Annotated in this window: 12 protein-coding genes; 8 read left to right on the top strand and 4 right to left on the bottom strand. The window is 71.1% G+C overall.

The window, feature by feature from the left end; all coding sequences use genetic code 11:
- Nucleotides 1–15: 15 nt before the first annotated feature.
- From MZV50_RS19695 to MZV50_RS19685, 3 genes are all read right to left on the bottom strand, one after another.
- On the bottom strand, nucleotides 16–1,296 hold the full coding sequence (locus MZV50_RS19695; protein ID WP_252630970.1) for an MdtA/MuxA family multidrug efflux RND transporter periplasmic adaptor subunit: 1,281 nt from the start codon (nucleotides 1,294–1,296) through the stop codon (nucleotides 16–18).
- A gap of 259 nt (nucleotides 1,297–1,555) precedes the next feature.
- Nucleotides 1,556–2,440, bottom strand: a complete 885-nt coding sequence (locus MZV50_RS19690; protein WP_252630969.1) for a M56 family metallopeptidase — start codon at nucleotides 2,438–2,440, stop codon at nucleotides 1,556–1,558.
- Between the two features lie 166 nt (nucleotides 2,441–2,606).
- Nucleotides 2,607–3,473: a M56 family metallopeptidase gene (locus tag MZV50_RS19685; RefSeq protein WP_252630968.1), complete on the bottom strand. Its 867-nt coding sequence runs from the start codon at nucleotides 3,471–3,473 to the stop codon at nucleotides 2,607–2,609.
- Between the two features lie 127 nt (nucleotides 3,474–3,600).
- On the opposite strand from MZV50_RS19685, the gene MZV50_RS19680 reads away from it, so the two are divergent.
- Nucleotides 3,601–6,498, top strand: coding sequence for a bifunctional [glutamine synthetase] adenylyltransferase/[glutamine synthetase]-adenylyl-L-tyrosine phosphorylase (locus tag MZV50_RS19680; protein ID WP_252630967.1), 2,898 nt, complete (start codon nucleotides 3,601–3,603; stop codon nucleotides 6,496–6,498).
- Here the strand turns inward: MZV50_RS19680 and MZV50_RS19675 are convergent.
- Nucleotides 6,495–8,645, bottom strand: a complete 2,151-nt coding sequence (locus MZV50_RS19675; protein WP_252630966.1) for a hypothetical protein — start codon at nucleotides 8,643–8,645, stop codon at nucleotides 6,495–6,497. The genes MZV50_RS19680 and MZV50_RS19675 overlap by 4 nt on opposite strands.
- Nucleotides 8,646–8,803: 158 nt before the next feature.
- Between MZV50_RS19675 and MZV50_RS19670 the strand changes: the two genes are divergently transcribed.
- From MZV50_RS19670 to msrP, 7 genes are all read left to right on the top strand, one after another.
- Nucleotides 8,804–10,045: a dipeptidase gene (locus MZV50_RS19670; RefSeq protein ID WP_252630965.1), complete on the top strand. Its 1,242-nt coding sequence runs from the start codon at nucleotides 8,804–8,806 to the stop codon at nucleotides 10,043–10,045.
- Nucleotides 10,046–10,136: 91 nt separating this feature from the next.
- Nucleotides 10,137–10,904, top strand: coding sequence for a RadC family protein (radC, locus tag MZV50_RS19665; protein ID WP_252630964.1), 768 nt, complete (start codon nucleotides 10,137–10,139; stop codon nucleotides 10,902–10,904).
- 117 nt (nucleotides 10,905–11,021) lie between these two features.
- Nucleotides 11,022–11,459: an EF-hand domain-containing protein gene (locus tag MZV50_RS19660; RefSeq protein ID WP_252630963.1), complete on the top strand. Its 438-nt coding sequence runs from the start codon at nucleotides 11,022–11,024 to the stop codon at nucleotides 11,457–11,459.
- A 26-nt stretch (nucleotides 11,460–11,485) separates the two neighbouring features.
- The gene (locus MZV50_RS19655; protein ID WP_252630962.1) at nucleotides 11,486–12,046 is read left to right on the top strand and encodes an RNA polymerase sigma factor; all 561 of its coding nucleotides are present in this window, start codon (nucleotides 11,486–11,488) and stop codon (nucleotides 12,044–12,046) included.
- A 24-nt stretch (nucleotides 12,047–12,070) separates the two neighbouring features.
- Nucleotides 12,071–12,502 carry a hypothetical protein gene (locus MZV50_RS19650; protein WP_252630961.1) on the top strand — a complete coding sequence of 144 codons (432 nt, stop codon included), beginning with the start codon at nucleotides 12,071–12,073 and terminating at the stop codon, nucleotides 12,500–12,502.
- 76 nt (nucleotides 12,503–12,578) lie between these two features.
- On the top strand, nucleotides 12,579–13,151 hold the full coding sequence (locus MZV50_RS19645) for a periplasmic heavy metal sensor (RefSeq protein ID WP_252630960.1): 573 nt from the start codon (nucleotides 12,579–12,581) through the stop codon (nucleotides 13,149–13,151).
- A gap of 74 nt (nucleotides 13,152–13,225) precedes the next feature.
- Nucleotides 13,226–14,146, top strand: coding sequence for a protein-methionine-sulfoxide reductase catalytic subunit MsrP (gene msrP, locus MZV50_RS19640; RefSeq protein ID WP_252630959.1), 921 nt, complete (start codon nucleotides 13,226–13,228; stop codon nucleotides 14,144–14,146).
- Nucleotides 14,147–14,177: the final 31 nt, after the last annotated feature.

Raw genomic sequence — 14,177 nt, 5'->3', positions numbered from 1 at the left:
CGCGGCTGGGCCCGACTATTCCGGACGCTGCGGGCGCTGGCGATGGCCCTTGCCGTCGCCCTTGCCCTTGCCCTTGCCTTGGCCGGCTGGCCTGGCGCCGGGCAGCTGGACCTTGCCGCCGTCGCGCAGACGGTCGCCGCCCTCGGTGATCACCTTGTCGCCGGCCTTCAAGCCTTGGGTGACCTGCACCTGGACGCCGGTAGCCTGGCCGGTCTTGACCGGGGTTTTCTTGACGGTCTGGTCGCTGTTCAGCAGCCAGACGAACGAGCCGTCGCTGCTCTGGCGCACGGCCGTGGCGGGCACGACGATCGCGCCCTTGATGGTGTCCAGCTCCATGCGGACATTGACGAACTGGCTGGGGAACAGGGTGTTGCCGACGTTCGGGAAGCGGGCCTTGGCCTTCACGGTGCCCGTACCGGTGTCCACCAGGTTGTCGAGGGTGGAGAACGTCCCGCGATCCAGGGTCTGGGCGCGGGTGCGGTCCAGCGCGGTGACCGGGAGGCTGGCGCGGCCCTGACGGGCGGCGATGCGCGGCACGTCGTCCTGCGGGACGGTGAACTCGACGTCGATCGGCGAGACGGTGGTGATCACCGCGACCCCGTTCGTGTCGCCGGCGCCGATGTAGTTGCCCACGTCGACGACGCGCAGGCCCACGCGGCCCGAGACCGGCGCGGTGATCCGGGCGAAGCCCAGGTTCAGCCGCGCGGTGCCGACGGCGGCCCGGTCGGCCATCACCGTGCCTTCCAGTTGCTTGACCGTGGCGGCCTGGGTGTCGACCTCCTGGCGGGCGATCGAATCCTGGGTCAGCAGGGTCTGGTAGCGGGTCAGGGTCAGGCGCGCGGCGGCCAGCTGGGCCTCGTCGCGGGTCTGGTTCCCCTGCGCCTGCAGCAGGGCCATCTGATAGGGGCGGGGATCGATCTGGACCAGGGGCTGGCCGCGCTGGACCGCCTGGCCCTCGCGGAACATGACTTCGGTGATCGTTCCGGAGACCTGGGGACGCACCGTCACGGTCGCCGCCGGCTTCACTGTGCCCAGGGCGTCGATGATGATCGGCAGGTCGGTCGTGGTCGCGGTGGCCACCGCCACGGTGCTGGCCGGACCGCGCCGTCCACCGCCGCCGAAGCCGCCTGGACCGCCGGGGCCTCCCGGTCCGCCGGCGTCGCCCGCGCCCTTGTCGCCGTGCAGCAACGCCCAGGCCAGCCAGGCCACGCCGACCAGCGCGAGAATGGCGATCAGTCCGCCGAGGATCAGCGTCCGGCGGCGCGGGGGCGTACGCGGGGCGTGAAAGTCAGTCATCGTCAGCCTTCGAGCGGGGCCGCGGCCTGGCGCGGCGTGGACGGGCGGCGACAGGCCGCCCCTGGAGGAGCCGTCGGATAAGCTGACGGTCCTCCGACCCGTAGAGGCCGTTCGTGTGCGCCGGTTTGCAGACCTGAAATGATCTCGCCGCGATATGGCTCCGCTTGGGTGTCGGAAAGCCGTCATTTCAGACGCATTGTCGGAAATGACGCGGCCTGGACGAAATCAGCCGCGGATCGCGGCCGCGCGTCAGCCGCGCCTACTTCCCCTGGACCCAGAAGATCGCGCCGTTGTCGTCCATCTGGGCGGCCAGGCCGGGGCGTAGATCCTTGAAGTCCGGACCGCGCGGCGAGACGCTCCAGACGATGACCATGGCCATGATCGCCAGGAAGGTCATGGTCAGGAAGCCGGCGATGTCGCGGTGCAGGCTGGGCTCGCGCCGGTTCAGCAACGACACGCGCAGGATCAGCGGGTGGGTGGCCCAGCCGCAGGCCAGGGGCGAGGTCGAGACGCTCATCTGCGCCTTCATCAGGGCCTTGGCGTAGTCGGCGCGAATGTCCGAGCGCAGGGCCACCACGGTGGCGTCGCAGGCCAGCTCCTGGTCGATGCGCACGAGGCGCGAGGCCAGGGCGATCATCGGGTTGCACCAGCCCACCACGCCGGCCCCGGCGATGACCAGGTTGGCGATGGGGTCGCCGCGATTGATGTGGGTGCGCTCGTGCAAGGTGATCATCTCGCGCTCGCGCGGCTCGAAGCGCTGGGCGAAGTCGGACGGCAGGACGATGCGCGGCCACAGGGCTCCCATCACGGCTGGACCGGCCAGGCCCTGGTCGACCTTCTGGCGGAACAGGCGCTCGCGCAGGACCAGGATGGTGGTGGCGACGGCGCAGCCCGCCAGCCACAGCAGGATCAGCTTGCCAGCCCAGACGCCCAGCGGCCGGGCGGGAGAGCCCAGGTCCATGGTCTCGGCCAGGCTGGGCAGGAAGGCGGCGGCCGCGGCGGCCGGCACGATGGCCCACAGGCCGTAGGCGCGGCGCGGCCCGAACAGTCGGCGCGCCGACGGCCGCAGGATGACGACCAGCAGCACCGCGGCGGCGGCGGCGATCTGGGCCCGGATCAGGGCGAGGGCGAAGAGCTCGATCATCGTCGGATGCGGTTCCTGCCGTTTCCTCGCGTGAATGGTTACAACTGTAAATTCTTACGTCAAGCGGGCGCGTGAGTCGGCGTGACACAACCGTCGCGCTCGCCGCTCCCGGGGAACGATCGGATCGCAAGACGGCGAGATTGCGGTCGCCGCCGCGGACCCGAACTCAATCGCGGCCGGGGCCGGCGGCGTAGAGGGCGTCCGGCGCGAAGGCGTGCTGGTCGAAACCGCGCGGCGCCAGCGTCCAGACGCCGAATACGGTGACGAGGGCGAGGACCGTCAGGGCCAGGAAGCCGACGATCTCGCGCCGCCGGCTGGGCTCGGTCCGGCCCAGGAAACCGACGCGCAGGATCAGCGGATGGGTCCCCCAGCCGCAGGCCAGGGGCGAGCTCTTGCCGACCATGGACACCTTCAGCAGCGCCCGGGCGTAGTCGCTCCGGATGTCGGTCCTCAGGGCCAGGACGCTGGCGTCGCAGGCCAGCTCCTGGTCGATGCGCAGGAACGCCGCGCCCACGTGGACCATCGGATTGAACCAGCCCAGCGCCCGGCAGCCGGCCACGATCAGATTGGCCATCGGGTCGCCCCGCCGGATGTGGGTGCGCTCGTGCAGCAGGATCAGCTCACGCTCGCGGGCGCTGAACCGGTCCGCGAAGTCGGTGGGCAGCACCAAGCGCGGCCACAGGGCGCCCATGACGGCGGGCCCGGCCTCGCCCCGGTCGGCCAGCCGGCGGAAGGCGCGCTCCTGCCTCACGACGAAAGCGGCGAACAGAGCCGCGCCGGCCAGCCAGGCCGCCACCGCCGCCAGCGCCAGGCCCGGGGCCAGCGGCGCGGTGGTCGCGCCGATCTCCAGCGACTCCGACAGGCTGGGGAACAGGCTGGCGATCGCGGCCGCCGGCGCGATCGCCCACAGCCAATAGGCCAGGCGCGGCCCGAACAGCCAGCGTGCGGGCAGGCGCAGCATCAGCACCAGGGCTACGCCGAACGACGCGGCGACCTGCGCCCGCATCAGCGCCAAGGCCAGCAGTTCGATCATGGTCGCTTCCCCTCGCCAGCCATGCATCGTTATTGAGCAAAGCGATAGTTACGGTTGTAATTTCCCGCGTCAAGCCATGCGCGCTCCGTCCCTTGTCGGAAAACGCCCGCCGGGCCACGGTGCGGCCATGACTCGTCTCGCTTCTGGCCCCCTGGGTGGCCGTCTCACGCCCTGCGGTCCCGTCCTCGACGCCAAGGCGGCCGAACGGGCGCACGAGGCGATCGCCAAGCGGGCGGGCGAGGCCATGGCGGGGATCGACGCGGCTTGGGACGCCCTGGCCCCGGTCTTCGCCGCCTCGTCCTATCTGGCCGGCCTGGCGCGCCGCGACGGCCAGCGCCTGCCCCGGATCCTGGAGGGCGAGCCCGACCAGACCCTGGCCGCGATCCTGACGAACGCGCAGGCCGTCGCCGCCGAACCGGACTTCGAGACCGCCCGCCGCTTGCTGCGCGAGCTGAAGGCCGACCTGCATCTCCTGACCGCGCTGTGCGACCTGGGCGGGGTCTGGGACCTGGACCAGGTGACCGGCGCCCTGACCCGCTTCGCCGACGCCGTGCTGGGCGCGGCCCTGGCCCAGGCCGTGCGCCAGGAGGTCGACCGGGGCGCCTTGACCCATGTGGGAGAGGGCGAGGCGGGGCCCGCGCCCGGCCTCTTCTGCATCGCCATGGGCAAGCACGGCGCGTTCGAGCTGAACTATTCCAGCGACATCGACTTCTCGATCTTCTACGCGCCCGAAAAGCTGCCGGTGGCGGAGGGGCACGAGCCGCAGGCCGTGGCCGTGCGGATCGCCAACCACCTGGGCCGCGTGCTGCAGGAGCGCACCGCCGACGGCTACGTCTTCCGCATCGACCTGCGCCTGCGCCCCGACCCGTCCTCGACCCCGCCCGCCATGCCGGTCGACGCGGCCATGGATTACTACGAGAGCGTCGGCCAGAACTGGGAGCGGGCGGCCCACATCAAGGCCCGCATCGCGGCCGGCGACCTCGCCGAGGGCGCGGCCTTCCTGGAGGCGTTGCAGCCCTTCATCTGGCGGCGCAACCTGGACTTCGCGGCCATCGCCGACATCCACTCGATCAAGCGCCAGATCCACACCTACAAGGTCGACGACCGCCTGACCGCCAAGGGCGCGGACCTCAAGCTGGGGCGGGGCGGGATCCGCGAGATCGAGTTCTTCGTCCAGACCCAGCAACTGATCCTGGGCGGCCGCCAGCCGGACCTGCGCGGCCCGCGCACCCTGGACGCCCTGGCGGCCCTGGCCGAGGCCGGCCACGTCACGCCCGAGGACGCCGCCTGGCTGACGGAGGCCTACAAGGACCTGCGCGCACTGGAGCACCGCGCCCAGATGATCGCCGACGACCAGACCCACAAGCTTCCGGAATCGGACGCCGAACGAAAGAAGGTCGCGGCCCTCTGGGACCACGACAACCTGCGGACCTTCGATGCGGCGGTCGGGCGGATCCTGAAAGGCGTCAACCAGCGCTACGGTCGCCTGTTCGCCGGCGAGGAGGAACTGTCCTCGCGGTTCGGCAGCTTGGTGTTCACCGGGGTCGAGGACGACCCCGAGACCCTGGCCACCCTGAAGCGCATGGGCTTCTCCAGCCCCGAGCGGGTGGCCGCCACCATCCGCGGCTGGCACCACGGCCACATCGCCGCCACCCGCACCGAACGGGGGCGCGAGCTGTTCACCCGCTTGGCCCCGCGCCTGCTAGACGCGGCCAACGCGACCGGCGCGCCGGACCAGGCCTTCAACCGCTTCGCCGATTTCTTCGCCTCGCTAAGCTCGGGCGTGCAGATCCAGTCGCTGTTCCTGGCCCAGCCGCGCCTGTTTGAGCTGATTGTCGAGGTCATGGCCTTCGCTCCGCGCCTGGCGACCACCATGGCCAAGCGGCCGACGGCCCTGGACGCCCTGCTGGACCCCAGCTTCTTCGGCCCCATCGAGACGCCCGCCGTCGCGCCGTGGGACCCGACCGACTTCGAGGGCGCGATGGACGCCGCGCGCCGCCTGTTCCGCGACCAGAGCTTCCGGATCGGCGTGCGGGTGATGAGCGGCAGCGCCGACGCCCGCGACATCGGCCGGGCGTTCGCCGAGCTGGCCGACCTGATCATCGGCGGCCTGGCCCCCGCCGCCTTGGCCGAGACCGAGCGGCTGGGCGGCGCCTTCCCCGGCCAGGTGGCGGTGGTGGCCCTGGGCAAGGCCGGCTCGCGCGAAATGACCGCCAAGTCGGACCTGGATCTGATGACGCTGTACGCGGCCGATGGACCAGCGGCCCATTCCGCTCTCAAGGAATGGAGCGCCGACGTCTTCTACGCCCGCTTCACCCAGCGTCTGACCTCGGCCCTGTCGGCGCCGACGGGCGAGGGGACGCTGTACGAGGTGGACTTGAAGCTGCGTCCCTCGGGCACGAAGGGCCCGGTGGCGGTCAGCTTCGCGGCCTTCGGGGACTATTACGAGCGCGAGGCCGAGACCTGGGAGCTGCTGGCCCTGACCCGCGCGCGGGTGGTCTGGGCCAGCAGCCCCGCGTTCAAGGTCCGCGCCGAGGGCGCGATCGAGGCCGCCCTGCGCCGGCCGCGCGAATGGAAGAAGACCGCCGCCGACGTCATCGAGATGCGCGAACTGATGGAGCGCGAGCGGCCCGGCAAGGGCGACTGGGACCTGAAGCTGGATCCCGGCGGTCTGGTCGACATCGAGTTCGCCGCCCAGTTCCTGCAGTTGGCCCACGCGGCCAAGGGCGGCCCTCTGCGCCAGAACACCGGCGAGGCCCTGGCGGCCCTGCGCGCGGCGGGCCTGGCCGACGACGGGGCGCTGGCCCGGCTGGAGGCCGCCTGGCGGCTGGAGCAGGACCTCTCGCAACTGATCAAGGTCGCCCTGGAGGACGGCCTCGACGTCGAGGCCGAGCCCAAGGCCTTCAAGGCCCTGATGGCCAAGGCCGGCCACGTCGGCCAGTTCAAGTCCCTGAAGCCCAAGCTGGCCAAGGCGAAGGCCGAAGCCCGCGCCGCCTACGCCGCGATCGTGCGGGCGCCGGGCTAGAGCGCGGGCGCGGCCTCTGGCGGCAGCGTCCGATAGCGGATCTCCTTGAGGCCCACCCCCAGCGCCCGGCGATCGTTGACGGGCTTCCGGGCGCCGGGAATTTCCAGGACGACGTCGACCGGGCCTGTCCCCGCCGCGCCGCGCGGCGGCACGACGAACGTGTAGGGGCGATAGCCGACGGGGTCGATCTCGAGCGTGGCGATGGCGCGCCCGTCGACGCGGACGGTGACGATCTGGGGCCGGGGCGGCTGCTCCGAATAGGCCAGGGCCTGCAGCGTCACCTGGGTCGGGCGGTCGGACGCGGCGGCCAGGCGCAGGACCGACCGCGTCCCCAGGCTCCAGACCCCCGTATATTCGGGCGTATCCCAGCCCTCCGCCAGGGCGGGCGGCTTCTGGCCGGCGGTGTCGGTCGGGATCCAGCCCTCCACGCCGTCGGGGTCGGACAGGAAGTCGCCGCGCCGCATCGGCGCCAGGCCCGCTCCGCCCAGGTCGCGGCCGCAGAGGATGCCGCGCTTCATCCGGTAGCAGTCGGTCCGCTCGGAAAACAGCGCCAGCCGTCCGCCTCGGCTTTCCCCGTCGTTGAAGATGACGGTCACGGTGCGATCGCCGACCGGGGCCGTCGCGAGCATCGCGCCGCGCGGCTGCTGGCAACCCTTGTTGGCGTTGTGGGCCGTGGCGATGCTGCTGATCGCGCCGCCCAGGCGCGCCGCGACGTGCGCGGTCTGGGAGAAGGCGGTGATGTCCTCGCCGTTCAGCAGGCAGAAATAGTCGGGCGCGAAGACCCAGGGGCGTCCGGTCAGCGCGTGGCGGGTCTGGGCGTCGACGCGCAGGTTCGGTTCGAGCGGGATGTGAAAGAAGCCCCGGATCGTCGCCCGCGCGGGCGCCGAGTCGACGACCTGCAGCGCCAGGGCGGCGATCAGCACCCCGGAGGCGGCCTTTCGAGGCAGGGTTCGCCAGACGATGACGATCGCGCCGACCAGCAGCAGATAGGCCGGGATCCAGAAGAAGCGGCCGTGGGCGCGGAACACGCCCAGCGCCTTCACCGCGGCTTCGGGCAGTTTCAGGTCGTAGACGAGCCGGTCGCCGAGATAGGCGCGCGGCCCGACGGCCCAGAGCGCCAGGACCAGCGCCGCGACGGCCAACGGCCAGAGGCTCGATGCCCGCGACCAGATCCGCCGTCGGGCCTCGGCGTTCGCGCATGCCAGCGCCAGAGCGACCAGGATCAGGCCCAGCCCGCCGACGCCGAGGTACTGGTAGCCTTCTATGCCCTGTCCGCCGGTGGCGTCGGACGCGCCCGTGAAGGCGCCGCCCCGCCAGGCCTGGCCCAGCAGGCCTGAGCCGGCCGGGCGCCAGGGGGCGTCCAGGTTCATGGAATAGAACCCCGGCTTGCTCTCGCTGCCCGCCACGCCGTCGCCGACGTCGTAGCCCAGGAAAGCCGCCGAGGCGGCGACGACCACGACCACCAGGCCGCCGCTCGCCAACACGTGTCCGACGGCGCGGCCCCGGCTGCGCACCAGTTCGGCGACCAGGGCGGCGGCGAGCAGCAGGCTCAGCGGGACCAGGTGATAGGCGTGGATCCCCACCGCCAGGCCGAACAGCAGGCAGAAGGCGGCGACATGGCGGCCGCGCAAGCCCCGCGCGCTGGCGTCCACCGCGGTCGCGGCCCCGAACAGCAGCAGCCAGTGCGCGCACAGCGCCGGGTGTCCGAACTGGCGCGCGATCCACGTCGGCAGGGCCAGGGCCAGCAGGCCCATCACCACCAGCGGCAGGCGGTCCTTGACCCCGCAGGCGCGCAGCAGGCTGATCGCGCCCAGCGGCTGCAGGATGTAGGAGACGAAGAGGATCAGCCCGAGGGGATTGAGGACCCGCCCCAGGTGGAGAGCCTTCAACAGCAGCGACACCCAGGGGACGCTGTCGGTGAACACGATCGACAGCGGCTGGCCGCCCAGGCCCTGCACGACGGTGGGGCGCAACGACCAAGGCGCGTTCAAAAAGCCGTAGTAGCCGGTCATCATGGCGGCCATGTCGAAGCGCGGGGTCACCCAGGCCCGGCCCGACGCCAGCAGCGCGTCGAAGCCTATGGTCCAGCCGAACAGTAGGGCGCCCGCCAGGGCCGACAGCAGCATGGGTCGCGTGAGGACGTCCACGACCGCCGAATTTCGAAACCGCATGCGCCCCTGACTGACAGCAACCGAGGGCGCGATAAGTAGCAGGCCAGACGTCCATGTGAATATTCGCGCGCGGAAACTTGACGCCTTCGACCAACGCCCCGAGCTTGGCCGCACTCGTAGCCTTGGAGCGTCCCATGCGTCGCCTGCTCACCGTCCTTCTCGGCTCGGCCGTCCTGCTGGGCGGCGCAGCCCACGCGGCGGACAAGCCGGGCGATGTCCCCCCGAGCGGCGTCACGAAGGCGATCAAGGCGCTGCACGACGGCTTCCTGACCCTGGACACCCACCTGGACACGCCCGAGCACTTCGCGCGCCAGGGCTGGTCGATGATGGATCGTCACAGCTATCCCGACGACCTCACCCAGGTCGATCTGCCGCGCATGAAGGCCGGCGGCCTGGATGGCGGCTTCTACGTGATCTACACCGGCCAGGGCGAGCTGACCGCCGAGGGCTATCGCTACGCCCGCGACTTCGCCCTGAAGCGGGCCACCGAGATCCGCGAGATGGTCGCGGCCCATTCCGACCAGTTCGAACTGGCCTACACCGCCGCCGACGCCGCCAGGATCAACAAGGCCGGCAAGAGCTTCGTCTACCAGAGCATCGAGAACAGCTGGCCGATCGGCGAGGACCTGACCCTGCTGCGCACCTTCTACGACACGGGCGTGCGGATGGCCGGGCCGGTCCACTTCCGCAACAACCAGTTCGCCGACAGCTCGACCGACCCCAAGGGCAAGATCTGGAACGGCTATTCGCCGCTGGGCCTGCGCTGGCTGGCCGAGGCCAACCGCCTGGGCATCCTGATCGACGTCAGCCACGCCAGCGACGACGTCGTCGACCAGTCGGTGGCCCTGTCCAAGGCCCCGATCATCGCCTCGCACTCGGGCGCCAAGGCGATCTTCGACCATCCGCGCAATCTGGATGACGGCCGCATCAAGAAGATCGCCGATAGCGGCGGCGCGGTCTGCATCAACTCGGTCTATCTGCGCGCCAGCGTGCCCCCCGGCGCCGAGCGCAAGGCCGCCCTGGAGGCCATCGGCAAACAGCCGGAGGAGGGGACGGAAGCCGAGGTCCGCGCCTGGGCCAAGAAGCTGGCCGAGGTCAACGCCAAGTACCCGCCGGTGCGGGCCAACTTCGAGATCTTCATGTCCAGCATGCTGCACACCCTGAAGGTCGCCGGGCCCAAGGCCGTCTGCGTCGGGGCCGACTGGGACGGCGGCGGCGGCGTCGAGGGCCTGGAGGACGTGGCGGACCTGCCCAAGATCACCGCCCGCCTGAAGGCGGCGGGCTACAGCGACGCCGACATCCAGGACATCTGGAGCGGCAACGTCCTGCGCCTGGTCGCCGGCGCGCAGGCCTACGCCAAGAGCGTCGCGAAGTAGCGGGCGCACCCTTCGTTGCCTAAGGGGGAGAATTCCGCCTGGACAACCCTGACGCGATCGCGCCTACTGTCGGCCTGGAGTCGGGGGCGGCATGGTCAGCGTCAAATCCCTGGGCGTTTCGGACGAGCTGCCCTTCGAGGTCGAAGCCGGCGCGCTGAAACGGGCGCCCGCGCCGCGCAAGTCAGCCCATGCCCGTCACGCCGGCCACCGCGAGCGCCTGCGCCAGCGCGCCAAGACTGGCGGCTTCGTCGCCCTGCCCGACTACGAGCTTCTGGAGCTCTATCTCTTCCGCACTTTCCCGCGCGGGGACGTCAAGCCGCTGGCCAAGGCGCTGCTGACGCGGTTCGGGTCGCTGGGCGCGGTGCTGGGCGCCAGCGTCGAGGAGCTGGCCACCGTGCCGGGCGTCGGCGAGGCGGCGGCCATGGACATCAAGCTGCTGCACGAGGCCACGCTGCGGGCCGGGCGCGACAAGATCGCCAAGCGGCCGGTGATCGCCTCGTGGAGCGCGCTGCTGGGCTATGTCCGCGTCGCCTTGGCCAACGAGTCGCGCGAGCAGTTCCGGGTGCTGTTCCTGGACAAGAAGAACCAGCTGATCGCCGACGAGGTGATGAACCGCGGCACGGTCGACCACGCCCCGGTCTATCCGCGCGAGGTGATGCGCCGGGCGCTGGAGCTGTCGTCCAGCAACATCATAATCCTGCACAATCACCCGTCCGGCGACCCGACCCCGTCGCGGCCCGACATCGACATGACCAAGCAGATCGTCGAGGCCGGGAAGGCGCTGAAGATCGCCGTCCACGACCACCTGGTGGTCGCCCGCGACGGGGTGGCCAGCTTCAAGGCGCTGGGGCTGATGTAGCGGCTGATGTCGGCGGTTGGCGCCGTTGAAAGTTCTTGGCGGTCGGAGCGACGGAATTTCGCCGCTCGGGCGTTCCACTCTCACGGGACGGCATCCGACTTCTGGAGACCTTCGACAATGACCCTGCGCACCCTGATCGCCGCCGGCGCCCTGATCGCATTGACGGCGGCCGCGCTGGCCGGGCCCGTTCTAGCCCAAAACGCCGCCCCGGCGCCCGCCAAGGCCGAGGGCATGACCCTGCAACAGTTCCAGGCGGCCAACGGCGACAAGCTGTTCGCACGGCTGGACACCAACAAGGACGGCAAGATCTCGCCCGATGAGTTCGCCGCCTTCCGCGAGCAGAACGCCAAGGTCGACGCCCAGGCGACCAAGGCCGGCAAGCGCGGGGCCAAGCTGTTCCAGCGCTTCGACAAGGACAAGGACGGCTCGCTGTCGCGGACCGAGGCCGACGCCCTGCTGGCGTGGCGCTTCAAGCGCATGGACACGAACGGCGACGGCGTGCTGTCCCTGGAGGAGTTGCAGGCCAAGCACGGCAAGGCCAAGGTCGGTGTCTGATGGCGGCGTGCGCGGCGGATTGAGACTTGGCGTCCGACGGGAACGATCCCGACGAAACCTTGCTGGCGGGGGTGGGCCGGGGCGACCCGACCGCCGTCCGCCAGCTGCTGGACCGACGCCTGCCGCGCATCCTGGCCCTGGGCCGTCGCCTGCTGAACGATCCCGGCGAGGCCGAGGACGTGGCACAGGAGACCTTCCTGCGGGCCTGGAAACAGGCCAAGGCCTGGACGCCGGGACAGGCCCGGTTCGACACCTGGCTGCATCGGGTGGCCCTGAACCTCTGCTACGATCGGCTGCGCCGGCGGCGCGAAGTTCCGACGGACACGCCGCCCGAACAGGTCGATCAGGGCCCGGCGCCGGACGCCGGCCTGATCGGGGCGGAGCTGTCGAAAAGGGTCGAGGCGGCCCTGGCGGCCCTGCCGTCGCGCCAGCGCGAGGCGATCGTGCTTTGCCATCACCAGGGCTTGGGCAATATCGAGGCCGCGAGCCTGATGGAGATCAGCGTCGAGGCGCTGGAAAGCCTGCTGTCGCGTGGGCGTCGGGCCCTGAAGGCGTCGCTGGCCGACCTGCGGGGGGCGGGGGAATGACGCGGGGATGAAGGAGGCGTGGTCATGATGACTCTCGAAAGGTTCGAGGACCTGGCCGGGATGTACGGCGGCGAGATCGCCCGCTGGCCCGAGGGCGAGCGCGAGGCCGCGCGGGCCCTGCTGGCCGTCCATGCAGAGCGCCTGTCGCCAGTTCTGACCAGCGCCGCCCAGCTTGATCGCTTGCTGGACCTGGCGCCGGCCCAGGCCCCGAACGCGGCCTTGATGGGCCGGCTGATCGCCGCCGCGCCGTCGCCGCCCGTCCGCGCGCGCCGTTGGATCGCCGGGCTCGGCGCGGCCCTGGGTCTTTCCGCCGCCGCCCTCGCCGGCGTGGCCGTGGGCGTGGCGGTCGGCCGGCCGGCCGAGGTCGCCGCGCCGGTCGCGGCCGAGGCCGTCGTCACCGCCGTCGACACCTCGGCGGCGCTGCAGGACGCCATCGCGGAGCCCGCCGAACTATGACGACCTCGCGCCCGTGGGCGATCGGCCTGGCCGTCTCGGCGGCGCTCAACGTCTTCCTGGTCGGGGGCTGGCCGGCATGACCTATATGCGCCTGACGACCCCGCCGCCCGCGCCCACGCCGGCGCCGCGGCCGGCCGTGGTCGCCGCCAGTCCCGCGCCCATCGTCCAGCCCGCGGTCCCCGCGGCGCCGGTCGGCGAGGCGCCCAGGCCGGCTCGCCATGCCGCCGCCCACGCGCCGCCTCGAGAAGATCCGCCCCCGCCCGTGGCCGCGCCGCCGGCGCCGGTCGTGGTCTCGGCCACCCCGTCCCGGCCGCCGCTGATCTCGGCCGGCGATGGCCTGTCGCCGGAGAGCCGTCAGGCGTTTCGCCGGGCGCTGAACGAGACCAACAAGCGCAATCGGCCTCTGACCCAGCAGGCCCGCGCCGAGCGGCAGGCGGCCCTGGCAGCCCTGGTCTCGCCCGGCTACGACCCCGGCGAGGTCGCGCGTCGTCTGGCCTCGGCCCGCAGCCTGGAGCTGCAGGCGCGCGGCAATGTCGAGGCCGCCTTGGCGACTTTCACCGCCACCCTGTCGCCACAGGAGCGCGCCCTGCTGGCCGAGGGACTGTCGCGCGTCTACGCTCCGGCGCGGCCGATAGCGGGGCCGAACTGATTTTTCGTCTCCCGCGTAACCAAGAGGCGTCGCGGTTCGTATCTATCGTCGAACGCCGCCCTCGGAGCCGCCCCATGCTGATCCGCCACGCCCCCGATCTGACTGACAACGACGTCACCGACCATGGCCTGTACCTCAAGCGCCGGACGCTGATGACCGGCCTGGCGGGCGTGGGCCTGGCCGGCCTCGCGGCGGGAGAAGCGCGGGCGGATCTGTCCTTCACCAAGGGCTTCTCGACCACCGAGAAGGCGACGCCCAAGGAGGACATCACCAGCTACAACAACTTCTATGAATTCGGCGTCGACAAGGGTGACCCGGCCGAGAAGTCCGGCCGCTTCAAGCCCCGTCCATGGACGGTTCGGATCGATGGCGCCTGCGAGGCCCCGCGCACGGTCGGCATCGAGGACCTGATCAAGGCCAACAAGCTGGAAGAGCGCATCTATCGCATGCGCTGCGTCGAGGGCTGGTCGATGGTCATCCCCTGGGTCGGCTTTCCGCTGAAGGACCTGCTGACCTCGGTCAAGCCGACGTCCAAGGCCAGGTTCGTCGCCTTCGAGACGGTGATGCGCCCGTCGGAAATGCCTGGCCAGGCCTGGAACACCCTGGACTGGCCCTATCGGGAGGGTCTGCGACTCGACGAGGCCATGCATCCACTGACCCTGATGGCGGTGGGCCTCTATGGCGATGTCCTGCCCAACCAGAATGGCGCGCCGCTGCGGCTGGTCGTGCCGTGGAAGTACGGCTTCAAGGGCATCAAGTCGATCGTGCGCATCAGCCTGGTCGAGAACCAGCCCGTGACCGCCTGGAACAAGCTGGCCCCGCGCGAGTACGGCTTCTATTCCAACGTCAATCCGGCCGTGGACCACCCCCGCTGGTCGCAGGCCACCGAGCGCCGCATCGGCGAGTTCCGCCGTCGCGACACCCTGCCGTTCAACGGCTACGGCGAGTGGGTCGCCGACCTTTACCGGGGCATGGACCTGAAGAAGAACTTCTGACGATGCCCTTTAAACCCACTTTCCCGGCGAA

The sequence above is a fragment of the Caulobacter segnis genome (assembly GCF_023935105.1).
GTDB classification, from domain to species: domain Bacteria; phylum Pseudomonadota; class Alphaproteobacteria; order Caulobacterales; family Caulobacteraceae; genus Caulobacter; species Caulobacter segnis_B.
This window is presented reverse-complemented; position numbering and strand designations above follow the sequence as displayed.

Bases quoted from the DNA above. Each gene is read 5' to 3' on its own strand.
- MZV50_RS19695 (WP_252630970.1), bottom strand. From the start codon at position 1,296: ATGACTGACTTTCACGCCCCGCGTACGCCCCCGCGCCGCCGGACGCTG.
- MZV50_RS19690 (WP_252630969.1), bottom strand. From the start codon at position 2,440: ATGATCGAGCTCTTCGCCCTCGCCCTGATCCGGGCCCAGATCGCCGCC.
- MZV50_RS19685 (WP_252630968.1), bottom strand. From the start codon at position 3,473: ATGATCGAACTGCTGGCCTTGGCGCTGATGCGGGCGCAGGTCGCCGCG.
- MZV50_RS19680 (WP_252630967.1), top strand. From the start codon at position 3,601: ATGACTCGTCTCGCTTCTGGCCCCCTGGGTGGCCGTCTCACGCCCTGC.
- MZV50_RS19670 (WP_252630965.1), top strand. From the start codon at position 8,804: ATGCGTCGCCTGCTCACCGTCCTTCTCGGCTCGGCCGTCCTGCTGGGC.
- radC (WP_252630964.1), top strand. From the start codon at position 10,137: ATGGTCAGCGTCAAATCCCTGGGCGTTTCGGACGAGCTGCCCTTCGAG.
- MZV50_RS19660 (WP_252630963.1), top strand. From the start codon at position 11,022: ATGACCCTGCGCACCCTGATCGCCGCCGGCGCCCTGATCGCATTGACG.
- MZV50_RS19650 (WP_252630961.1), top strand. From the start codon at position 12,071: ATGATGACTCTCGAAAGGTTCGAGGACCTGGCCGGGATGTACGGCGGC.
- MZV50_RS19645 (WP_252630960.1), top strand. From the start codon at position 12,579: ATGACCTATATGCGCCTGACGACCCCGCCGCCCGCGCCCACGCCGGCG.
- msrP (WP_252630959.1), top strand. From the start codon at position 13,226: ATGCTGATCCGCCACGCCCCCGATCTGACTGACAACGACGTCACCGAC.